The organism is Marinobacter xestospongiae (genome assembly GCF_023156385.1).
Lineage (GTDB): Bacteria > Pseudomonadota > Gammaproteobacteria > Pseudomonadales > Oleiphilaceae > Marinobacter > Marinobacter xestospongiae.
Genome location: NZ_JAKZAK010000018.1, coordinates 1 through 20,370, shown reverse-complemented (window position 1 = coordinate 20,370; position 20,370 = coordinate 1). Strand labels below are relative to the sequence as shown.

16 protein-coding genes are annotated in these 20,370 nt (G+C 61.4%); 11 read left to right on the top strand and 5 right to left on the bottom strand.

Annotation, left to right across the window (positions count from 1 at the left end):
- The first annotated feature begins 75 nt into the window (after positions 1–75).
- The 6 genes from MLD24_RS13565 (at position 76) to MLD24_RS13540 (ending at position 5,142) form a co-directional block, all read left to right on the top strand.
- On the top strand, positions 76–1,440 hold the full coding sequence (locus MLD24_RS13565) for an HDOD domain-containing protein (RefSeq protein WP_248167143.1): 1,365 nt from the start codon (positions 76–78) through the stop codon (positions 1,438–1,440).
- A 173-nt stretch (positions 1,441–1,613) separates the two neighbouring features.
- On the top strand, positions 1,614–2,264 hold the full coding sequence (gene adk, locus MLD24_RS13560; RefSeq protein WP_248167141.1) for an adenylate kinase: 651 nt from the start codon (positions 1,614–1,616) through the stop codon (positions 2,262–2,264).
- Between the two features lie 16 nt (positions 2,265–2,280).
- Complete coding sequence (gene tsaB, locus MLD24_RS13555; RefSeq protein WP_248167262.1) at positions 2,281–2,979, top strand: tRNA (adenosine(37)-N6)-threonylcarbamoyltransferase complex dimerization subunit type 1 TsaB; 699 nt, start codon at positions 2,281–2,283, stop codon at positions 2,977–2,979.
- 29 nt (positions 2,980–3,008) lie between these two features.
- Entirely contained in the window at positions 3,009–3,806 is a 798-nt protein-coding gene (locus tag MLD24_RS13550) for an undecaprenyl-diphosphate phosphatase (protein ID WP_248167139.1), read from the top strand.
- Between the two features lie 179 nt (positions 3,807–3,985).
- Positions 3,986–4,345: a UDP pyrophosphate phosphatase gene (locus MLD24_RS13545; RefSeq protein WP_227172059.1), complete on the top strand. Its 360-nt coding sequence runs from the start codon at positions 3,986–3,988 to the stop codon at positions 4,343–4,345.
- A complete protein-coding gene (locus tag MLD24_RS13540) occupies positions 4,345–5,142 on the top strand; it encodes a class I SAM-dependent methyltransferase (RefSeq protein ID WP_248167137.1) in 798 nt (265 codons plus the stop codon). The genes MLD24_RS13545 and MLD24_RS13540 overlap by 1 nt, the downstream gene beginning before the upstream one ends.
- A 19-nt stretch (positions 5,143–5,161) precedes the next feature.
- Here MLD24_RS13540 and plsB read toward each other — a convergent pair whose 3' ends face one another.
- Positions 5,162–7,627: a glycerol-3-phosphate 1-O-acyltransferase PlsB gene (gene plsB, locus MLD24_RS13535; RefSeq protein WP_248167135.1), complete on the bottom strand. Its 2,466-nt coding sequence runs from the start codon at positions 7,625–7,627 to the stop codon at positions 5,162–5,164.
- 153 nt (positions 7,628–7,780) lie between these two features.
- On the opposite strand from plsB, the gene nudC reads away from it, so the two are divergent.
- Together nudC and murI are read left to right on the top strand one after the other, a co-directional pair.
- The gene (gene nudC, locus MLD24_RS13530; protein ID WP_282450652.1) at positions 7,781–8,596 is read left to right on the top strand and encodes an NAD(+) diphosphatase; all 816 of its coding nucleotides are present in this window, start codon (positions 7,781–7,783) and stop codon (positions 8,594–8,596) included.
- The gene (gene murI, locus MLD24_RS13525; protein ID WP_248167131.1) at positions 8,593–9,405 is read left to right on the top strand and encodes a glutamate racemase; all 813 of its coding nucleotides are present in this window, start codon (positions 8,593–8,595) and stop codon (positions 9,403–9,405) included. Before nudC ends, murI begins: the two co-directional genes overlap by 4 nt.
- 14 nt (positions 9,406–9,419) lie before the next feature.
- On the opposite strand, the gene MLD24_RS13520 is transcribed toward murI, so the two are convergent.
- Positions 9,420–10,427, bottom strand: a complete 1,008-nt coding sequence (locus MLD24_RS13520; protein ID WP_248167129.1) for a DUF2156 domain-containing protein — start codon at positions 10,425–10,427, stop codon at positions 9,420–9,422.
- A gap of 54 nt (positions 10,428–10,481) precedes the next feature.
- Positions 10,482–11,135 (bottom strand): class I SAM-dependent methyltransferase, encoded by a 654-nt coding sequence (locus tag MLD24_RS13515; RefSeq protein WP_248167127.1) that lies wholly within the window; start codon positions 11,133–11,135, stop codon positions 10,482–10,484.
- 460 nt (positions 11,136–11,595) lie between these two features.
- Between MLD24_RS13515 and MLD24_RS13510 the strand changes: the two genes are divergently transcribed.
- Entirely contained in the window at positions 11,596–12,393 is a 798-nt protein-coding gene (locus tag MLD24_RS13510) for a substrate-binding periplasmic protein (protein WP_227172052.1), read from the top strand.
- A 28-nt stretch (positions 12,394–12,421) separates the two neighbouring features.
- Here MLD24_RS13510 and MLD24_RS13505 read toward each other — a convergent pair whose 3' ends face one another.
- On the bottom strand, positions 12,422–14,602 hold the full coding sequence (locus tag MLD24_RS13505) for an EAL domain-containing response regulator (protein ID WP_248167125.1): 2,181 nt from the start codon (positions 14,600–14,602) through the stop codon (positions 12,422–12,424).
- On the bottom strand, positions 14,595–16,556 hold the full coding sequence (locus MLD24_RS13500; protein WP_248167123.1) for an HDOD domain-containing protein: 1,962 nt from the start codon (positions 16,554–16,556) through the stop codon (positions 14,595–14,597). The genes MLD24_RS13505 and MLD24_RS13500 overlap by 8 nt, the downstream gene beginning before the upstream one ends.
- Positions 16,557–16,967: 411 nt before the next feature.
- Here MLD24_RS13500 and MLD24_RS13495 point away from each other — a divergent pair, with 411 nt between their 5' ends.
- Positions 16,968–18,281, top strand: a complete 1,314-nt coding sequence (locus tag MLD24_RS13495; protein ID WP_227172049.1) for an AAA family ATPase — start codon at positions 16,968–16,970, stop codon at positions 18,279–18,281.
- A 377-nt stretch (positions 18,282–18,658) separates the two neighbouring features.
- Positions 18,659–20,194, top strand: coding sequence for a fatty acyl-CoA reductase (locus tag MLD24_RS13490; protein WP_248167121.1), 1,536 nt, complete (start codon positions 18,659–18,661; stop codon positions 20,192–20,194).
- The last annotated feature ends 176 nt before the right edge of the window (positions 20,195–20,370 follow it).

The following is a 20,370-nucleotide window of genomic DNA, read 5'->3' as shown; positions in this document are numbered from 1 at the left end:
CCGGCGACGCTTGGAGCCGGCCCGGGGCGCTGGTAGTATCGGCCGACCGCCGGAGATGACAATCAGGAGACAGCGTTGGCACTGGCCCCGAGACTGCAACAGTACCTGACCCGCAAGGGCATCGCGTTTGAGGACATTGCCCTTGAGCCGATGGCCAACCTCGATGCAGCGGTGATTGCCAGTGGTGAGGCCCAGGGCAACATCCTGCAGGCCACGCTGATGATAGACCTGCAGGGCGTAGTGATGGTGGTACATCCATTCGATACCGCCCTCGATGAGGAATTGATGACCGAGCTGACAGGGCGCCGCTTGCAGCCCCTGAGCAGTCAGCAGGCAGATCGGCTGTTCAGCGATTGTGATCCCGGGTTTCACCCGCCTGTCGGTGCGGCCTATGGTCTGACCGTGTTGGTGGACCAGGACGTGCTCACCCTGGAACATGCGTTGCTCAGCTCCGGCACCGACCGTTCCCTGGTGCGTCTGGATCGTCGCAACCTGAAGCTGGCGCTGGCGGACGCCCATGAGGCCCATGTGGTGATCCGTGGCGCTGGCAGCCAGACCGCGCTCAGTCTTGACGATGTCGCTACCCAGCTGCAGAAGCTCTACCGGTTGCCGCCGATGCCGGCGCTGGCGCTGCGGATTCTGCGCTTGACCGCAAACCCTGAGGCATCGGCCCGGGAACTGGCGGACCTGATTGAACTTGATCCCAGCCTCACCGCCCAGATTCTTCGCTACGCCCGTTCGGCGCTGTTCAACTACCCCGGCCAGATCCAATCGGTGCAGGAAGCGGTCACCCGGGTGCTCGGTTTTGACCGGGTGGCCCACATTGCCATGGGTATCGCCTCGGTGCGGGCGTTTGATGTCCCGCGTGAGGGCATGCTGGGGATGGACCAGTTCTGGCGCCATTCGCTGTACTGCGCTTTCCTGTGCCAGCATCTGGCGCAGCGTTGCGGGTGTGACAAGAGTCTGGCCTACCTTTGCGGGCTGCTGCACAACTTCGGGTTGCTGTTGATCGGCCACCTGTTCCCGGCCGAGTTCGATGAGCTGAATGCGATGCGGGAGGCCAATCCCGAAGCCAGTATGCGTTCACTGGAGCAGCAGGTGTTCGGAGGCAGCCAGCAGCATGACATGCTGACCGTCGGCCACGGTGCGATCGGCGGCATTCTCCATCGTCTGTGGCAGTTGCCCGATGCTGTCGTCAAGGCCGCCGGGGTGCATCAGCAGCCGGACTATCACGGCGATCACGAGAACTACGTGCTGATGGTCCAGCTGGCCAATGCGATGCTCAAGGAACAGGGTATCGGTGACGAGTTCAACCCTGAGGACAGTGCCCCTCTTATGGCGCGTCTGGGGCTGGATGATTCCGACCTGAACCGCCTCAACCAGGAGATGGATCGGGTCTCTGGCGACCTCGATACCCTGGCCCGATCCCTCACGGCGTGATGTCCTGGCACAAGCGACCGTATTCATGCGACGGAGGTCCACTTTCTCTCACAGGGTGGACTTCGTATAATGCCGGCTTCACTTTGCCTCAGTACGTCCAAGAGGCGGTCGCAAAGCCCCAGGGTTTTGCAACCGCTTTTTAACGATAATCAAGACAACGGGAGCACAACGATATGCGAGTGATCATGTTAGGCGCGCCAGGAGCCGGCAAGGGAACCCAGGCCCAGTTCATTACCGAGCGCTTCGACATTCCCCAGATCTCCACCGGCGATATGCTGCGAGCCGCGGTGAAGGCCGAGTCCGAGCTGGGTCTGCAGGTCAAGGAAATCATGGCCACTGGTGGTCTGGTGTCCGATGACATCATCATTGGCCTGATCCAGGAGCGGGTAACACAGGAAGACTGCAAGAATGGCTTCCTGCTGGACGGCTTCCCGCGCACCATCCCCCAGGCCGAGGCGCTCAAGGATCAGGGAATTGGTATCGATTACGTTGTCGAGATCGCCGTTGAGGACGAAGAAATTGTCAGTCGTCTGTCCGGTCGTCGTGTGCACGAGGCCAGTGGCCGCACTTACCACGTCAAGTACGATCCCCCCAAGGTGGAAGGCCAGGACGACGAGACCGGCGAACCGCTGATCCAGCGTGAAGACGACAAGGAAGACACCATTCGCAAGCGCCTTGAGGTATACCACAGCCAGACCGCGCCGCTGGTGGACTACTATCAGGACTGGGCTGGCAAGGACAATGCCGCTCCCAAGTACGTCCGGGTTGAGGGTATCGGTTCCCTTGACGACATCCGTGACGCCATCCTCAGCCAGTTGAAGTAACCCTGTGACCAAGACCCTGACCCTGCTGGCGCTGGACACGTCGTCTGAGGGCTGCTCCGCAGCTCTTTGGAACAACGGCCAGCTCAGTGAACGATTTGAGCTCGCGCCACGGGGCCATACCCGCCTGCTGATGCCGATGATCCGGCAGTTGCTGGCGGACGCGGGGCTGGTGCCGGCGGACCTGGACGCCCTGGCCTTTGCCCGGGGCCCCGGTTCCTTCACCGGCCTGCGCATTGCCACCGGGGTGATTCAGGGCCTGGCCTATGGGCTGGAGGTGCCGGTGGTGCCAGTGTCTTCGCTGGCGGCAGTGGCTGCAGATGCCGGTGAGCAACTGTCACTGGCGGAAGGCGACGGGGTTGCCGTTGCTTTCGATGCCCGCATGGACGAGGTGTACCTCGGTGGCTTCGAGATCCGGGATGGTTTTCCGGTGGCCATTGCCGAGGAGCGGGTCTGCGCTCCGGAGCAGGTCGCGCTGCCAGACGGCCCGCAACGGTGGTATGGCGTAGGGTCTGGCTGGCAGTATCGCGAACGGATGCCCGAGACGGTGCCGGCCGCGATGGCCCGGATTGATGACCGTCTCGTTCCCCGCGCAGGCTGGGTGGCTCGACTGGCGGCACAGAGCCTGGCCCGTGGTGAATCCGGCGTGGCGGCCAATGACGCCCAGCCGGTGTATCTGCGTAACACTGTTGCCTGGAAAAAACTGCCTGGCCGCTAGGCCACCCCGGCCTTTCGGAGATCCTCGCCATGGAACTGTGGCACATCATCGTGCTGTCCATCATTCAGGGGCTTACCGAGTTCCTGCCCATCAGCAGCTCTGCCCACCTGATCCTGCCGTCGCAACTGCTGGGCTGGCCCGACCAGGGCCTGGCGTTTGACGTTGCCGTCCATGTTGGCACCCTGGCCGCGGTGGTGTGGTACTTTCGTCAGGACGTATGGCGGCTGGCCGGACACTGGCTGGGCGATACCGCCCGTGGCCGCATTGGCGCGGACAGTGGATTGGCCTGGGCCATCATTGTCGCCACCATTCCGGCAGGGCTTGCCGGTATTTTGTTTGAAGGTTTGATCGAGTCCCAGCTGCGTTCCGGTCTGGTGATTGCGGCGTCCACCATTGGCTTTGGTCTGGTGCTCTGGTGGTCCGATGCGATTGGGCGCCGACAGCGGGGGATCGAGAGCCTGCGCTGGCGTGATGCTCTTATCATCGGTCTGGCCCAGGCTTTGGCCCTGATTCCTGGGACCTCGCGCTCCGGCATCACCATGACCGCGGCGCTGTTCCTGGGGTTTGGCCGGGATGCCGCCGCCCGCTTCTCGTTCCTGTTATCGATACCGCTGATCGCGGCCGCCGGCATGCTCAAGACCGTAGAGCTGATCGGGCAGGGCGAGGGTGCCGACTGGCTGTCGATCGGTCTGGGCACCGCGCTGTCCTTTGTCAGCGCGGTATTGTGCATCCATCTGTTCCTGAAGTTTCTGGAGCGGCTGGGGCTGATGCCCTACGTCATTTATCGGTTATTGCTGGGCGGCCTGCTACTGCTCATGTTGTGGTAGCGTGCTTTCTGTTTGGTTAAAAATTGAACGCTGGGCTTCCGTTTTTGGTCAAATCCTTTCATACTGGAGTGGTCTGACGTTTGTCGGTGTAGGAGAGCTATCTCCAGCCTGGCGGTCAGGCCGTTCATTCTGGACACGGCTTTTGATGTTCAAGCCGGCATCTATTGGTTGAGAATCCCATGATTAACGGAATCGGTTCCGGCGCCAATTATCCCCTGCAACCTGGCAACGCGCAGCTGCGTGAGCGCTCGGATGCGGCGCGAACGCCGGCGGCCACCCCGGATCAGAGCTCCGAGGAGGTCCGTCAGGATCTTGCTGCGCCCGCGGTAAACGCGGCCCAGGGACCGGCGGACGATCGTGGTGAGTTGGGTACCCGTCGGGTGGAAGCCCGTCGTGCGGCCGAAGATGTTCAGCTGGAGCGTTTCCGCGCTGACGAGCTGCCCCTTAATGCGTCCAAGGCATTGAACACTTTTGCCGATGTTGCGTCCCAACGTGAAGGCCGGGATGTGGAACTGGCGGGGATTGATATCCGCGTCTGATGCCCGATCCTGGTTCCATTGCCGTCGCCTGCGGCCCCCTGGGGGATGCGCGGGCCGCACAGTCCCTCGCCCAACAGCTTGACCTGCCATTCCTTGGCAAGGTCGAGCCTCGCCACGTCAGCAGTCATGCCCTTCTCTTGTTCTTCGACGATCTGGGGCTTGGCCTGCAGCTGACCGGAAAAAAAGCACCGGGTCCGGTGCGGGCGGAATTTGCCCGAGGCAAGGCCGGCTATCGTCGCGAACACGGCGGTGGCACCGGGCAACTGGTTGCCCGTGCCGTCGGGCTGCAGAAAACCCGTCACAGCCTCCATGTGCTGGATGCCACCGCCGGTCTGGGCCAGGATGCGTTCGTGCTGGCGGGTCTGGGCTGCGAGATGACGCTGTTTGAGCGCTCCCCGATAATTCATGCCCTGCTGGCGGATGGCCTGCAGCGGGGGCTGCTGAACGAGCAGGCTGCGCCGGTACTGAGCCGAATGACGCTCCAGGCTGGCAGCAGTATCGACTGGCTCAGCCAGGCCGATGCGCCGGTCGCGGACGTGGTGTACCTGGACCCGATGTTTCCTCACCGCGACAAGGCGGCACAGGTGAAAAAGGAAATGCAGCTATTTCGGCCGGTGGTGGGCGACGATGATGACGCGCCGGCCCTGTTGACGGCCGCATTGGCGGCGGCGCGCTACCGGGTGGTGGTGAAGCGGCCGCGAAAGGCGCCAGCCATTGAGGGCCCGGAACCGGTCACCCGCCTGGAAGGCAAAAGCAGCCGCTACGACATCTATCCGATCAAGGCCTTGCCTCAGTAATCGACAGTCACCGTCGCCTTCAGGCGCCGAGCATGGTGACCTGCTGGATCGCCTGGCGTTTTTCCACTGTCAGCACCAGTCGGGCGTCTTCCGCCACTTCATCCAATCCCTCGGAGTAACACAGCTGGCCGTTGTCGTCGGTGGTCAGTACACCATTCTTCTGCAGGTTGGCAATGAAGTTGCGGAACAGGGTCTTGTCGAAGAATTCCGGTGCGTTGAGACCAAACAGAATCGACATCCGCTCTGCCAGCAGGGTGCTCTGTTCCTCAAGCTCCGCGGCACTGATTTTGCCCGAGCCGTAACGCCTGAGAATAGCAATGGCGATGTGGTAGCGCTCCAGGGTCTGGATGATGAAGCGGGACAGGCTGCGCAACCGCAGCATGGCGTCGGTGCCTTCTTCGGGACGGCACAGCCGATCGCCATCAGCCCGCAACAGACCCTTGTCCACCAGTATGTCGATCCACTGGTGGAACGCCGGCTCGGCATTGTCAGCGGGGTAGTGCAGGAACAGCTCTGACTGGATGTAGGGGTACACCAGGGTGCACAGGGTGACCACCTTGTCCCGGGACAGGGAGCGGTTGTTCTCGAACAGGCAGGCGATCAGCGCCGGTAACGCAAACAGGTGCTGGATGTTGTTGCGGTAGTAGGTCATCAGTATGGCATTGCTGCCCTCCAGACCGATGATGTCACCCAGCTTCTGGGGTTGCCGGGTGACCAGCCCCATGCTTTCACAGTAGGCCAGCCAGTCCTGGCCGCTGCCGTCTGGAAGGGTCACGGTGTCAGCGTAGGGGAAGGCCTTGAGCAGCTCCGCCAACTGGTCCATCAGCCGTACCAGTTGGCGCTCGTCCATCGCCAGGCGCTCGGTGCTGAGCAGTACGGTGGCGGTCATGCCGATGGGGTTGACGGCCACCGAGGCGTTGATGCGGTTGGCCACTTGAAGCGACAGGTTTTCCACCGCCTGGTTGAGCCAGCTGGGACGATAGTCGGCGTCGTAAGCCTCCTGACGCCAGCTGGCGTGAGTGTCATCAAGCACGTCGGACAGGTGGATGGCCTCGCCAAAGTTGACCGCAACCCGACCAAATGAATTGCTGAGCTTGCGCACGGTCTTGGCCAGCCCCAGCACGCTTTCTTTCTGCTTCTTCTTGCCCCGGAGTTCGCCCAGATAGGAGCGGCCTTCCATCACTTTCTCGTAGCCGATGTAAACCGGTACGAATACGATGGGCTTGCGGTGGTCGCGCAGGAAGCTGCGCACGGTCATCGACAGCATGCCCGGCCGCGGCGGCAGCATGCGACCGGTGCGGCTGCGGCCACCTTCGACAAAGTATTCCACCGAATAGCCGCGGGAGAACATCACGTGCATGTACTCGTTGAACACGGTGGCGTAGAGCGGGTTGTCACGGAAACTGCGGCGCATGAAAAAGGCGCCACCGCGACGCAGGATCGGGCCCACCACCGGCATATTGAGGTTGATGCCGGCGGCAATGTGCGGTGGCATCAGGCCATTCTTGTAGAGCACGTAGGACAGCAGCAGATAGTCGATGTGGGAGCGATGACAGGGCACATAGACCACGGCGTTGTCCTGAGCCACGTCCTTGACCACTTCGATGTTGTTGATGGCGATGCCGTTGTAGATCCGGTTCCACAGCCAGCTCAGCACCACCTCCAGAAAGCGGATGGTGACAATGGACATGCTGGCCGCGATCTCATCGGCGTACTTGCGAGCCTTGGCGCGAACCTTCTCTGGGGGAATGTCGTCGCGACGGGCGGTCTCCCGAATCGCTTCCTTGACCGCCTGGGTGCGGACCAGGCCTTCAACCAGCGTGCGGCGATGAGAAAGATCCGGCCCGAGGACCGCCTGACGCACCCGGCGGAAATGGGTCCGGAGGATGCGGGCCAGCTTGCGGATCGCTCTAGGCTCGTTGTCCTGGTACTCCGACACCACCTGTCGCAGGGACACCGGGCGATTGAACTGGACGTAGGTGTTGCGGCCGTGGACCAGGATGATCAACAGCTTCTGCAGGCGCCCGGCCACCGACCAGGTGTCTGACAGCAGCAGTTTGAACAGCGACTTTTCCTTGTCTGGCGAGCGGCCCCAGAACAGCGATACTGGCACCACCTGGATGTCCTGCTCGGGGTGGGCCAGGCCATACTGCACCAGGGCCTCCATCTGAGGTGTCAGTCGCGGAGCCTGGCGGCGGCTGAACAGACCGCCAACCCGCCGGTACAGAAACACGAAGGACTGGGCCGGGCCCTGTTCCAGCGGCAAAGGCACCTCTGCTCTGGGCAGGCCGGCCCGTCGGACTTCCTGTTCCAGCACCAGGCGGCTGGACAGGGAGCTGTACTGGAGCACGTAACAGACCGGTTTGCCGTCCTCCAGCGCCAGTTCTTCCCGGTCAGCGCCACTGACGTCGGTCCGGACCCAGAGAAACAGAACTTTCCGGAAAACCGTCAGGAAAAGGCCCCAAATTTTCGGGAAGAGTCGCATAAGTTGTGTGCTCCGGTCTTAAAAACAGGGGCTAAGTTTACTTGCTTGCGGCGGTAGCGGAAAGCCGCAGCATGGGTCGTCGCGCCTTCAGGCCCCGGCAGCGGCTGTGGTACATTGCCTGCTTCGATTCCTCAGGGGAGAATCCTGGTGACAATGGACTTTGAGCCGGGCTGGACCCGGGTATCGCCCGGGCCCGATGCGGTGGTCGCCGGCTTCTGTCACGGCCGGGTCGTGACCGTCGGTGAACGCTGGCTGCTGGACTGGCCGGAGGCCCAGCCGGCATTGGCGGAGGGAACCGAGCCGGTGCACGTGGGCCAGCTGGGAGATCGCCCGGTCTATGTGGTGGAACTGGCGGAAGATCGCCTGCCTGGGGCGGCGGAGCTGGTGGCGCTGCGTGATGCGCTGTTGTTCCAGCCGGATGCGCCCGCGGAACTGCTGGGCACCGCATTTCAGGTGCAGCAGTGGTTTCAGGATCACCGTTTCTGCGGCCGCTGCGGTCAGCAAACCGGTTTCCACAGTCACGAACGGGCACGCTGGTGTGGCAGCTGTGAAATTCCCTGGTATCCCCGTCTGGCGCCCTGTGTGATCGTGGTGATCCGTCGAGGCGACCGCTTCCTGCTGGCCCGCTCGACGCGCATGAAGCAGCGTATGTTCAGCCTGATTGCCGGCTTTGTGGAAGCGGGAGAGTCGGTGGAATCCGCCGTGCAGCGGGAGGTGCTGGAGGAAACCGGACTCCGGGTCAGCAACGTGCGTTACCAGGCCTCCCAGCCCTGGCCCTTTCCCCATCAGTTGATGCTCGGCTTCTTTGCCGATTACGACAGTGGGGAACTGGTATTGCAGGAGGATGAGCTGGTGGAAGCGGATTGGTACCACCCCGACAGCCTGCCGCCGGTGCCGCCGCCCACCACCATTGCCGGTCGTCTGATTGCGGCGATGATCGCCGAGCTGCAGGCGGAGTCTCGCCGTTGAAACCATCCCGTGTGCTGGTGTTTGACTCCGGGCTGGGCGGATTGAGCGTTGCAGGCTGTATTCGCCGGGCCCTGCCGGCCCTGGAACTGGTGTACCTGGCGGACAACGCCCGCTTTCCCTATGGCGACCAGGCCGAGGAGACGGTGGTCGAGCACTCGGTTCAGCTGATGGAGCGGACCCTGGCGGTGTATCCTGCCGACATGGTGGTGGTGGCCTGCAACACGGCCAGTACCGTGGTCCTGCCAGAGCTGCGTCAGCGCATTGCCTTGCCGGTGGTGGGCGTGGTTCCGGCCATCAAACCGGCGGCCCAGCTGTCCGACAACCGTTGCCTGGGGCTGTTGGCGACGCCCGCCACGATTCGTCGGCCGTACCTGGATCAGCTGGTGGCGGATTATGCTGCCGATTGCCAACTGACCCGCATTGGTCATCCGCAACTGGTGCGTTGGATCGAACAGTGGGTTGGTGGTGCCGAACTGCCCCTGGCGCAACTGGACCAGGCATTGGCGCCGTTTCGCAACGCGGAGGTGGACACCGTGGTGCTGGGCTGCACCCATTACCCGTTGATCAGTGAAGCTCTGCGTTCCCTGCTGCCGACGGTCCGCTACTGGGTGGATTCCGGTGACGCCATCGCCCGTCGTGTGGCCTATCTTTTGGACATGGCGCCGACAGCTGAGCAGTCGGTGCTGGCGCAACCGTTGGTCGCGGCGCTGTTCACCGGTGCCGTTCCCACCGGGGTTGAGTTCTTCATGGCTGGACTGGATCTGGCCGGCGGCCCGTTTATCGCTGACTGGCAGCCTGAGTCGGCGTGATCGGGGCGGCCCGGCTACAGCAGCCGGGTCAGCTTGAACATGGCAAGGAACTCCAGCACCGGAACGCTGCGGCGATGGCTGCAGTAGGTCTTGCTGACATCGCCACGGAAGCGTGATTTGGTGAACTCCAGGCCCTTGAAGTTATAGAGGAAGTTGCCTTGCTGGTAGAGTCGGTGAAACAGTCGTTTCAGCAGCCTGCTCTCCTGGCGCTCAAGCGAGTCGTCCAGAGACAGTGGAATCAGGCCGAGATCGAGATAGGGTACCCCTTCGGCCTGGAATACCTCCATGGCGTGCGCCATCAGGGTGTAGAAGATGCCCTGGCGGAAGTTGGCATTGGCCCGGCTGATGTTAGGCACGTAACTGATGATCCGGTTGTTGTGGTAGATCGGATCGAAGTAGATAAACCCCACCGCCTTGCCGTCCTGGTAGGCATAGAAGTGACGCTCGTTCTCCCGATACGTCATCTGCATGGGACGGATCAGGAAGCGGATTTCATTGCTCTTGCACTTGCGGGTGCGAATCCAGGCCTCGGAGATTTCCCGGGTATGATCGTCACTGAAACGTTCCCTGACGGTGATGCCGTTCTTTTCTGCCTGGTTGAGCGCGGTACGGATGGTTTGTTTCTTCTTGCCCTTGAGGCTCCAGGCGGCCAGGTCGATCCGTGATTCACTGCCGAACTGGGTGCCATAGAGTCCGAAGCGTCGATGAAGGATCTCCACCACCGGCTCGGTGACCTGAACGTAGGAGGCATTCGGATACCGCTGGTGAAAGCGTTCCAGTATCAGCTCGAAATGCTCTGGAGCCGTCACCGGGTCGGACAGGACAAAGGTCATTCCCCACTTGCGCATGAAGCCGATGTAGCCAATCCCGGGCAGGTCAAAGTAATCCATGTCCGGTTGCAGGGTTGAAAAGGACTGGGAGTGGGTGCCGAACTTCTTGAGGTAGTCCACCCGCTCGGTGAAACTCAGCTTACCCTCCTGAAGCCCGTCCGCGGCTTCAAGCGTCAGGATCTGATTCGTCATTGTTGCTGTCCCCACGGTGTCTCTTGTTGTTGGATGGGAAGGGGAGGCGGTCGGTTAGGCCTGTTTCTGACCCAATATTGACCAGTAGCAGTCCATGTTCAGCAGTTTGAAGTGTTTCTTGGTGGTGACCTGCAGTCCCAGGCGCTGCATGTGCTCGGGGTAGTTGTAGATCTTGTGGAAGGCGTTGTTGGCGAACAGCCAGAAAATGAACACCGCCAGATACCAGTAGGCTTTCTTGAACAGGCGTGACAACAGGTTGCCCGTGGGGTAACAGAAGTCCCCAACGACGACCTTGGCGTCGGCCTTGCCCAGTTTGATCAGATGCTCGAGGACCTTGACCATCATCTCCTCGTCGAACACGTTGAGGAAGAAGTTGGCCACGACCATGTCGTACTGTCCCACCTCGTCCACTTTCATGATGTCGCCATGGACCCGGCGTATCTTGAGATTGGGAGCGTCGGTCTGGAGTGCATCGGCAAACTTGCGCAGCATGGTTTCGGACAGGTCCACCACGGTGACCTCTGCGCCCAGCTCCGCGGCGCGAATGGCGTCACGGCCATGGCCTACGCCGGCAAACAGAATCCGGTCGCCCGGTTTGACGGTTTCCACATCCAGCATCGCGGTTTTGCAATGGTGGATGTTCTTGCCGCTGTACAGGTTGCTCAGGAAGTCGTAGACCGGGCCAATGTATTTGTACTTGTCGCGCATGTTGGTGTCCGCCTGTTGTTGTGGTTAGTAGCAGTGGCGCCTAGGGTTTCGTTGGCGCCAGATCCGTATCGGCGTTGTCTGGGATACGGGTTTTTTCTGCCATTGTGGCGAGTGTCTGCTGGCAGCTTAGAGAAGCAATGGCAGGAGTTTTGTGTAGCAGGCCTCATTTTCGGATACATTGCGTTACGTTTCGCTACGCTTTGCAAACTGCTTCAACGTTTGCACTCCAAGTGTCCGACAATCCGGGTGAGATGTGCCAGAGCCTCTGTGCCGTGTGTGATCGGCGATCAGGCCAACTATACTCGGAGTGGGCGGGCGCTCCAGGCATTGACTGCGGCCAGGTGAGGCTGACCGACCCCGAAATTACCAGGCGCAAGGCAATCCGGGAGGATTGCTGAGCCGTTGGAGGCGTTGTGTGAGTCGAGCCGGAAACAGATTGTTTTGCTGGGCGCTGGTCGGAATGATGGCCGCCGCGGGAGTTTTTGCTGATGATGAGGGCACTTTCCCCGATGACGCGGGCTCTGAGTCAACCATCAATTATCTGGTGGTGGCGGACAAGACTGGGCCTTTTCAGGTGGTTCATGAAGGACAAAGCCACGGCGGGGTTATCTCGGATGTGGTGGATCGGCTGGTGGAAGGTTCCGGGATAACCGTTCGCCATCATGTCTTTCCGGTCAATCGCCTGCTTCATGAGGTTGCCAGGGGGCGGGTCAAGAACTGGATCGCCTTCGATGCGCCGGTCTGGGATTCGTTTCGGGGCAAGGGGCGATACCTGATGGAGCCGTTGTTCCTTACCCGTCACGTGATGCTGACCTGCAATCCGACCATCGACAGCCCGATTCGATCCGTCCGGGATCTCCATGGTCGTTCTGTGGTGACGTTACGGAACTTCCGCTACCCAGGGCTGGAGTCAGCGGACGAGACGCTGCGCCTGGTGCCGGCCGATAACTTCAGGACCGGACTGGAACTGGTGAGTCTGTCGCGGGTGGACGGTTTTGTCGAAATGGCGTCCCGGCTGCGCTATCACCTGAGTCACTTCGACGGTCAGCGGGATTGCATGCGGGAGGTGGACATCAGCTCGGTGGTGCCCAACTACCCGGTCTACCTCGTCGTTGATCAGGACATGCCGGCGGAGCTCATTGCCATGCTGGACACCCGCCTGGAGGCGTTGGTTGCCTCCGGCGAGATGCAGCGGATCTGGCAGCGCTATGTGCCGGTCACCCTGCCTTCGGACATCCAGGTCAAGGTTCACGACTAGTCGACTGCTGTCTACTTTGCTTTGCCCATTACACCGCAGTGACGTTCTGCGCCAGACGATCCCTGCTGAGACTGCGGCGGATGAACTCCGCCGGCTGGGCCGGGCCGTAGAAGAAACCCTGGACCTGATGGCAGCCCAACTGGCGCAGATAGCACAACTGGGCATCGGTCTCGACCCCTTCCGCCACAATCTCCAGTTTCAGGCCGTGAGCCATGGCGACGATGGCGTTGACAATGCAGGCGCCGTCCTCGCTGTTGCGAATGCCCCGGATGAACGACTGGTCCACTTTCAGGGTGTGGATTGGCAGCCGATGCAGGTAGTTGAGGGAAGAGTAGCCGGTACCGAAGTCATCAATGGCAATGCGCACGCCATAGTCTGCCAGCTCCCGAAGCTTTTGGCTGATCTGTTCCAGATCGTTCATGATCACATTTTCGGTGATCTCGATCTCCAGGTTGTGAGGCGGAAACTGGTAGGTGCGCAGCTGCTCCATCAGTGTATGAACAAAACGCGGGTGTTCAACCTGGATCGGTGACAGGTTGACGGCCAGCCGCAGGTCGTCGTGACCATCGTGAATCCACTGGCCCACCTGATGACAGGCCTTGGCCAGCACCCGTTCGCTGAGGTCGTCAATGAGCTTGGTCTCCTCCGCGAGGGGCAGGAAATCCGGTGGGTACAGCAGGCCGCGCTCTGGATGTTGCCATCGAACCAGTGCTTCCAGGCCGACAATCCGGTTGGTATTGGCACAAACCTGGGGCTGGTAATGGACCCGCAGTTCGTCCCGGTCCAGCGCCAGCCGCAGATCCCGCTCCAGACTGAGCCGGTTGGCGGTATCGATGCTCATGGTGTCGGAGTAGAAGCGGTAGTCTCCCTTGCCTTTCCCCTTGACGTGATACATCGCGATATCGGCGTTCTGGATCAACTGGTCGAGAGAGTCGCCGGCATCCGGAAACACGGCAATGCCAATGCTGATGCCGACGAAGACCTCGTGATCGCCCAGCTGGAATGGCGGCTGCAGCGCACGGATCAGCTTGTTGGCAATCTGGCGGGCATCCTCCTTGCCGTGAATTGCGGGCAGCAGCAGGGTGAACTCGTCACCACCAAACCGGGACAGGGTGTCGCCCCGACGCAAACACTCTTCCAGCCGGCGGGTGACCGCCTGCAGCAGCCGGTCACCCATGGCGTGGCCCAAAGTGTCGTTAATGACCTTGAAACGGTCCAGGTCGAGAAACATCACCGCCAGCTTCTGACTGTTGCGTCGGGCCTGAGTGATGGCCAGATTCAGCCTGTCCTTGAACAGCGCGCGATTGGGCAAGCGGGTCAGCAGGTCGTGGTAGGCCTGGAAATTGATGAACGCTTCCGCCTCTTTGCGTTCCGTAACATCCCGGGCGGTGCCGTAGATGCGGGCTCGTTGGCCAATGGCGCGTTCCTCCGGGTCGTTGGTGTGAGGCCAGGTATCCGGGTCGATGGGAAAGGCGGTGACCTCAAAGTGGCGGTTGGCCCGGCGGCTGCCCCGGGTCTTCATCCGCACCTCCAGCGTGCGGGGGTTGTCGGCACTGACGCTGGCGTCCTGGAGGGCATAGGTGCCGCGAGTGATGTCCTGGTCATCCAGCAGCAGGCCGAAATGCTCGCCGATCAGATCGGTCGGGGTGTAGCCAAGCAGTGAGTTGACCTTGTTGTTGATGAAACAGATGCGGCCGGCCTTGTCGAGCACAAAGACGATGTCAGGCGAGCTGTTGACCAGGTAGCGGTGCAGGGCCTCGGATTTTTTCAGTCGATGCTGGACCTTGGCGTGGTCGCGGATCAGTGAGCGCTGCCCCAGCACGTTGCGAACTGTTTCCAGCAGCTCATCCGGGGCGAAGGGCTTCTTTACGTAATCCAGGGCACCCCGGCGCAGGGCGCGACTTACTGAGGTAAAGGTGCTCTCGCCGCTGATCACGATGACTCCGCAGTGCGGCTGAACATCCTGGGCATGGGCCATTACTTCGTAGCCGTCAATCTCCGGCATGTGCAGATCCAGCAGGGCCAGGTCGAAGTCCTGGTTGTCCAGGGCTTCGCAGGCGGCGGGGCCCCCCAGGGCCTCGGTGACGGTGTGGCCGGCGCCGCGTAGCAGATCTGCAAGGCCTGCCAGCAGGCGTTGGTCATCGTCTGCAACCAGAAGTTGGGCGGGGCGATCAGCCCTGCTCAGGTGGGTGGGCAGGTCCCTAGTCATCTGCGCTGGCCTGTGTCTGTCGGGAATGGTCGGGAAGGTCGGCTGCCGGTAACAGTATCCGGAATTGAGTGCCGCTGTCTCCGGTTCGGCAACTGATGTGGCCTTCCATGTCATCCACCAGCTGTTTGGTAATACTAAGGCCAAGACCGCTATGGCCGCAGCCCTTGGTGCTGGATACCGGCTGGAACAAGCGTTGCTGAACGCCCGGCGGCAACCCCGGGCCATCGTCCTCCACCGACAACTCAACCCAGCGCTGGCCATTCTGCCAGACCGGGGTAATGGTGCGCAGCCACACCCGTCCGCGTTCACCAAGCGCTTCGGCGGCGTTGCGGACCAGGTTGATGATCAGTTGGCGCAACTGACTGCGAGGCACGGTGATATCGGCGGCCACAGGGCACAGGTCCAGAGCCAGCACCCGGTCGTCGCCGCTGAACAGGCTGTCCCGGAACAGTGGCTGTAGGGCGACCAGCTCGCTGTTCAGTTCCACCGCGTCGGTGGCGGGTCGGGTGTCCGGGGTATCCGGCTGGCCCATCTGCAACAGTAACCGGCTGGCGCGCTCAAGTTCTTCGCGGATAACGGTAAGATCTTGCTGCAGGTCATCCGTCAGAGCGCGATGCTGTAGCTGGTGTACGTATTGGCGAACGATGGTCAGCGGGTTGCTGATTTCGTGAATCTGGCGTTGCAGGGCGGAGGTTGCCGCAGGGGGAGCGCTCGGGCTTGGCTGGGGCAGGGCCAGGGCTCGAGCCAGGCGCTGGCAATACCGTGTCGCCAGCGGTGGTGCTGGCTGATCTGGCTGGCTCAGACCCAGAACCAGGACGCCGAAGGATTGGCCCTCTGTGGCCACCGGCAGGGCAATAAGCGCGGCAGTGCCCAGCAGGCCGAGCAGTTGCTGGTCCAGCACGGTGGCTGAGTCGGGGCTGATCGGGGCGGGCTGGCCGTCTGCGTAAGCCCGCGTGAGCGCGCTGTGCGCCGGTTCGGCATCCAGCGTCATGGTGGGCAGGTCGCCGTGGCTGCGCCCCAGTAGCACCAGAGCGTCATCCTGAATACCAAAGCTCAGGGCTGGCAGGCCGGTGATCAGGGTCAGTGTTGCCGCCGCTTGCTGCAGGCTGGCGGCTGGCTGCGCCTGTTCCAGTAACGCCTGCTCGGCCACGGCTTGTCGCAGTGCCTGGCGGCCAGACGTAGGGGAATAGTCGCCATCCAATGGGATATCAAGCGTTAAGGCGAATGCGTCTACTTCATGATCGATGCGGCGCTTGATTTCCAGCGTCAGTTCCTCGCCCAGATCGAAGACAGTCATCGCTGAGTGCAGTCCGGCGGCGTCGGACAGGGCCAAACGGGTCGACAGATTGATCAGCTTTACCAGATGGCTGGCATCGCCAATGTCGTCTGGTGGTGCCTGCTGGTGACGCATGGCATCGGCAGCCATGGCACCAAGCCCCCAGGCCTCGGCCAGTCGGGCGGCCAGCAAGGGATGTTGTTGCAGCAGCCGCTGTCGCCGGTCCGGGTCTGGCTCTCGCAGTGCGACCAGTTCACCGATGTTGTGCAGCATGCCGAGCAGGAACGCTTCGGCGGGCTCGGGATACCGGGTCAGGGTGGCGAGGGCTTTCGCCAGCAGGGCAGAGGTCAGCGAGTGGCGCCAGAAATCCCGCAGCTGTTGCCATTGTTCACTGCCCAACTCCTGCATCAGCTGCTGAAGGGCGGCGGTCAGCACCAGGGTTTCGATCTGGCGGGTGCCCAGTCTCAACAGGGCCTGGTCCAGACTGCGGATGGTGCCGCAACGGCCGTACAGGGATGAGTTCGCGAGGGACAGTATCCTTGCCGTAAGGCCAGTATCGCTGGCCAGAATGGCCGCAATGGCACGATGGCCTTCACCATTACGGCAAGCCTCCAGCGCTTTCAGGCTGACCTCCGGCAGGCTTGGAAGGTCAATAGCGGGCAGTGTGGTCTGATCCATGGTTGATGGTTGCGCAGCCGAGTCTTCAGAAAATAGGGCGTGGAATGCGCCGGTCCTGGGGTGTGTTGCCAGGGTCAGTGGCGCCCCTCACCATTGGCGTCTTATGTGACGCTTCGTTCACTTTTATTGTGTGCTGGTTTCATCTGAGGCTCCGCAAATCATAAATTATAGTTGTGACACTTGCATTCCTTATAACCACCTATCTGATCACAATGTGAACAAAACTCTGGCGCAACGGAACTGTAAATTCATGTCAATTCTTTGGCGTTGACGCTAATCTGGCCTGAGGTTGCCTACCGGTTGTCAAAAAGTCGCGTTACACTCGGTTGCGGGCGGCCCGCGGCCATACGGTCGGGAAACGGGTTACCTGATTTTGGATGTTCTATGACTCGCGGTAACGGACTTTCTCTCATGGCTGGATCTTCCAGACCCTCTGCGACCAGGACCCACATTCCCCGCATCCTGGCGGTGACTGGTGGCAAGGGTGGGGTTGGTAAGACATCGATTGCCCTGAATCTGGCCTTGACCCTGTCCCGGGAGGGGGTGCGGGTATTGTTGCTGGACGGTGACACCGACCTTGCCAATGTCAGCATCATGCTGGGGCGCTATCCCGAACGCAGTCTGGCGCAGGTGGTTGCCGGTGAGTGTGAGCTGGAGGACGTGGTGATGTCGGGGCCCTTTGGTCTCGATATTGTCCCCGGGGCGTCCGGGGTTCAGGAGTGCCTCAATCTCAATGCTGACCAGAGCCTGGGACTGCTGAAGGGGCTGGCGCGCCTGGAGCGTAACTACGACTATGTAGTGATCGACACCGCCGCTGGTCTGCAGGCGGTCAACCTGCACATGATTGCCGCTGCGGCTCTGGCCTGTGTGGTGGTGACGCCGGACCCGACCTCACTGACAGATGCCTTCTCCCTGCTCAAGGTCCTGAAGCGTCGTGGCTATGGCCGCACGCCCAGCGTGGTGGTCAATATGGCTCGGGGGGCGAGCCAGGCCCAGTCGGTGTTCCAGCGACTGGATGCCGCTTCGCAGCGTCATCTTGGGGTGCGCCTGCATTACCTGGGGGCGGTATGGCGGGATGAGACCCTGCAGCAATCGATTCAAACCCAGCGCCCGGTAGCACTGCTGCCGGAGAGTGATCCGTCGTGCCGCCAGTTCCGGTCACTGGCCGACATGCTGGGGGTGCGGTTTGCCCAGTTGCCTGCCCGCAAGGCCGGCGTCGCAGCCTACTGGCATCGGGTCTCCAGTCGTGGGCGTCGTGACGTTGCCGCTGTGCCTCAAGATCCTCAGGCGCAATGTCGGGATCTGGTGCGCCAGTTGGGCGACCTGCTGGCGGCCGAGGGGGATGCCGCGGTGCTTCGTTATGAGGCGTTCAATGCCGTGTTTGCCCTGTTGGGGCGCAGCCTGGACAGCGAATCCATCGAGATCGTGCAGACTGGGCTCGCCGCCCTTGACTGGGAAGCGCTGGCGGCCGATCAGCGCGCCCATCTGGCCGTTCACCTGCGCCAGCTGGCAGACCGGGTGGCCCCGGGCGAGACGGCGACGCCAATGCCGGAAACCGCATCGAAATCAATGTCGGAACCGCTGGAACCACGCTATGACCGGGTTCGCTTTGGCGACCAGAGCCAGTTGACCCGGGCGTTGCGGGAGCAGCCTTCGGATGTTTCCCTCGATGAGTTTCTACAGACCCTGTCACCCTCCGGCAATCGCGAGCCGGGCGAGGATTGATACCCTGTCACTGACCGCTCTGCGGCCCGCCACGCTTGATTTTCAGACACTTGTCACGGCTCTCCAATCTTTAATCCGGGTTGGTGCTTTTCTTTGCTGTATGTCACCGCAATGTCATGCACACTGTGCAAATATTGGTCTGATCTGACGGGGCTGGCCTGCTTTCTGCAAACGCTTTTCTGGCAAGCGCCCGGCAAACGTTGCGGAATGCCGCGGCCTGTCGCCGCAGTCTGCGCCACTCCCGAGAGAGTAAGGGATCCATCAAGAGACTCCCGGCGATAACAAAACCTTTCCGGTCGAGCGACGCTCAGGGATGACCGGAATGCATGACGATTTTCCAGAAACACTGACCTCTTATAGAGAAGGAGTTCCACATCATGACTGAACCGTCCTGTGAGATTGACGAAGCCAGTTCCAACGTGCTGACCCGGCTACGGGGCAAACAGGTGCTGATCACAGGCACCACCGGCTTTCTTGGCAAGGTAGTGCTGGAGAAGCTGATCCGCTCGGTTCCGGACATCGGTGGCATTCACCTGCTGATCCGGGGCAACAAGCGTCACCCCGATGCCCGTGACCGCTTTCTGAACGAAATTGCCTGCTCTTCGGTGTTTGAGCGCCTGCGGCTGGAAGATGCGGACGGCTTTGACGACTTTGTCGAGAACCGCCTCCATTGCGTCACCGGAGAAGTGACCGAGCCCCGCTTCGGGCTGTCAGAAAAGGATTATACCGCCCTGGCAGGGCGCGTTGACGCGGTGATCAATTCAGCCGCCAGCGTCAATTTCCGGGAAGAGCTCGACAAGGCGCTGGCCATCAACACCCTGTGTCTGAACAACATCACCGCCTTTGCCCAGGCGGGTGGCGATGTGCCGGTGATTCAGGTTTCGACCTGCTATGTCTATGGCAAGAACAGCGGCAGCGCACTGGAGCAGGTGGTGGCACCAGCCGGTGACGACATCCCGCGTCATGACGATGGCTATTACGAGATTGACGACCTGGTGCGACTGCTGCAGGACAAGATTGCCGATGTCCGCGCCCGCTACACCGGCAAGGTTCTGGAGCGCAAACTGGTGGACCTTGGCATCCGCGAAGCAAACCACTACGGCTGGAGTGACACCTACACCTTTACCAAGTGGCTGGGAGAGCAGTTGCTGCTGAAAGCCCTGGCCGGAAAGTCACTTACCATCCTCCGGCCCTCCATTATTGAAAGTGCGTTGGAAGAGCCGGCGCCGGGCTGGATTGAGGGTGTTAAGGTAGCGGACGCCATTATCCTGGCCTATGCCCGCGAGAAGGTAACGGTATTTCCGGGCAAGCGCACTGGTGTCATCGATGTCATCCCAGTGGATCTGGTGGCCAACAGCATCATCCTGTCGCTGGCGGAAGCCCTCGCTGAGCCGGGGCAGCACCGCATCTACCAGTGCTGCAGCGGCGGTCGTAATCCCATCACCCTGGGCGAGTTCATTGACCACCTGATGGAAGAGGCCCGCACCAATCACGCCGCCTACGATCAACTGTTCTATCGGCAGCCCCGCAAGCCGTTCATGGCCATCGATCAGCGTCTGTTCGATGCCCTGATCAGCGGTGCGCGCCTGCCATTGTCGGTGGCTGGCCGGCTGCTCAGGTTCATTGGCCACACCCGGGAACTGACGCTGTTGAAGAATCTGGACACCACCCGATCCCTGGCAACGATCTTCGGGTTCTACACGGCACCTGACTACGTTTTCCAGAACGATCAGCTGCTGGCCCTGTCCGAGCGCATGGGTTTGGCTGATCAGGCCCTGTTCCCGGTGGATGCCCGTCGCATCGACTGGGAGTATTACCTGCGCAAGATCCATCTTGCCGGTCTCAACCAGTACGCCCTCAAAGAGCGCAAGCTCTACAGCCTGAAGTCCCGCCGTACCCGTCAGGCCGCCTGATGCCGTGGCAGGCCCCCGTTATCGGGGGCCCCAGACTGCTGACAAACCCCGGTTTTCCGGGGTTTGTTGCATTTGGTCGTTCTGTTTTCAGCCGACGGCCGCTTGAGTCAGCCTTCCTCGTCGATACTTCCTATCAACCCGTTTTTGAGTCCATGCCAGGATTGATGCCTGTAAGA

What these genes read in the sequence shown, in the direction of transcription:
- nudC (WP_282450652.1), top strand. Translation starts at nt 7,781, where the DNA reads ATGGACTTTGAGCCGGGCTGGACCCGGGTATCGCCCGGGCCCGATGCG.
- MLD24_RS13540 (WP_248167137.1), top strand. Translation starts at nt 4,345, where the DNA reads ATGCCCGATCCTGGTTCCATTGCCGTCGCCTGCGGCCCCCTGGGGGAT.
- MLD24_RS13550 (WP_248167139.1), top strand. Translation starts at nt 3,009, where the DNA reads ATGGAACTGTGGCACATCATCGTGCTGTCCATCATTCAGGGGCTTACC.
- adk (WP_248167141.1), top strand. Translation starts at nt 1,614, where the DNA reads ATGCGAGTGATCATGTTAGGCGCGCCAGGAGCCGGCAAGGGAACCCAG.
- MLD24_RS13545 (WP_227172059.1), top strand. Translation starts at nt 3,986, where the DNA reads ATGATTAACGGAATCGGTTCCGGCGCCAATTATCCCCTGCAACCTGGC.
- plsB (WP_248167135.1), bottom strand. Translation starts at nt 7,627, where the DNA reads ATGCGACTCTTCCCGAAAATTTGGGGCCTTTTCCTGACGGTTTTCCGG.
- MLD24_RS13520 (WP_248167129.1), bottom strand. Translation starts at nt 10,427, where the DNA reads ATGACGAATCAGATCCTGACGCTTGAAGCCGCGGACGGGCTTCAGGAG.
- MLD24_RS13490 (WP_248167121.1), top strand. Translation starts at nt 18,659, where the DNA reads ATGACTGAACCGTCCTGTGAGATTGACGAAGCCAGTTCCAACGTGCTG.
- MLD24_RS13505 (WP_248167125.1), bottom strand. Translation starts at nt 14,602, where the DNA reads ATGACTAGGGACCTGCCCACCCACCTGAGCAGGGCTGATCGCCCCGCC.
- MLD24_RS13495 (WP_227172049.1), top strand. Translation starts at nt 16,968, where the DNA reads ATGGCTGGATCTTCCAGACCCTCTGCGACCAGGACCCACATTCCCCGC.
- MLD24_RS13515 (WP_248167127.1), bottom strand. Translation starts at nt 11,135, where the DNA reads ATGCGCGACAAGTACAAATACATTGGCCCGGTCTACGACTTCCTGAGC.
- MLD24_RS13500 (WP_248167123.1), bottom strand. Translation starts at nt 16,556, where the DNA reads ATGGATCAGACCACACTGCCCGCTATTGACCTTCCAAGCCTGCCGGAG.
- MLD24_RS13510 (WP_227172052.1), top strand. Translation starts at nt 11,596, where the DNA reads ATGATGGCCGCCGCGGGAGTTTTTGCTGATGATGAGGGCACTTTCCCC.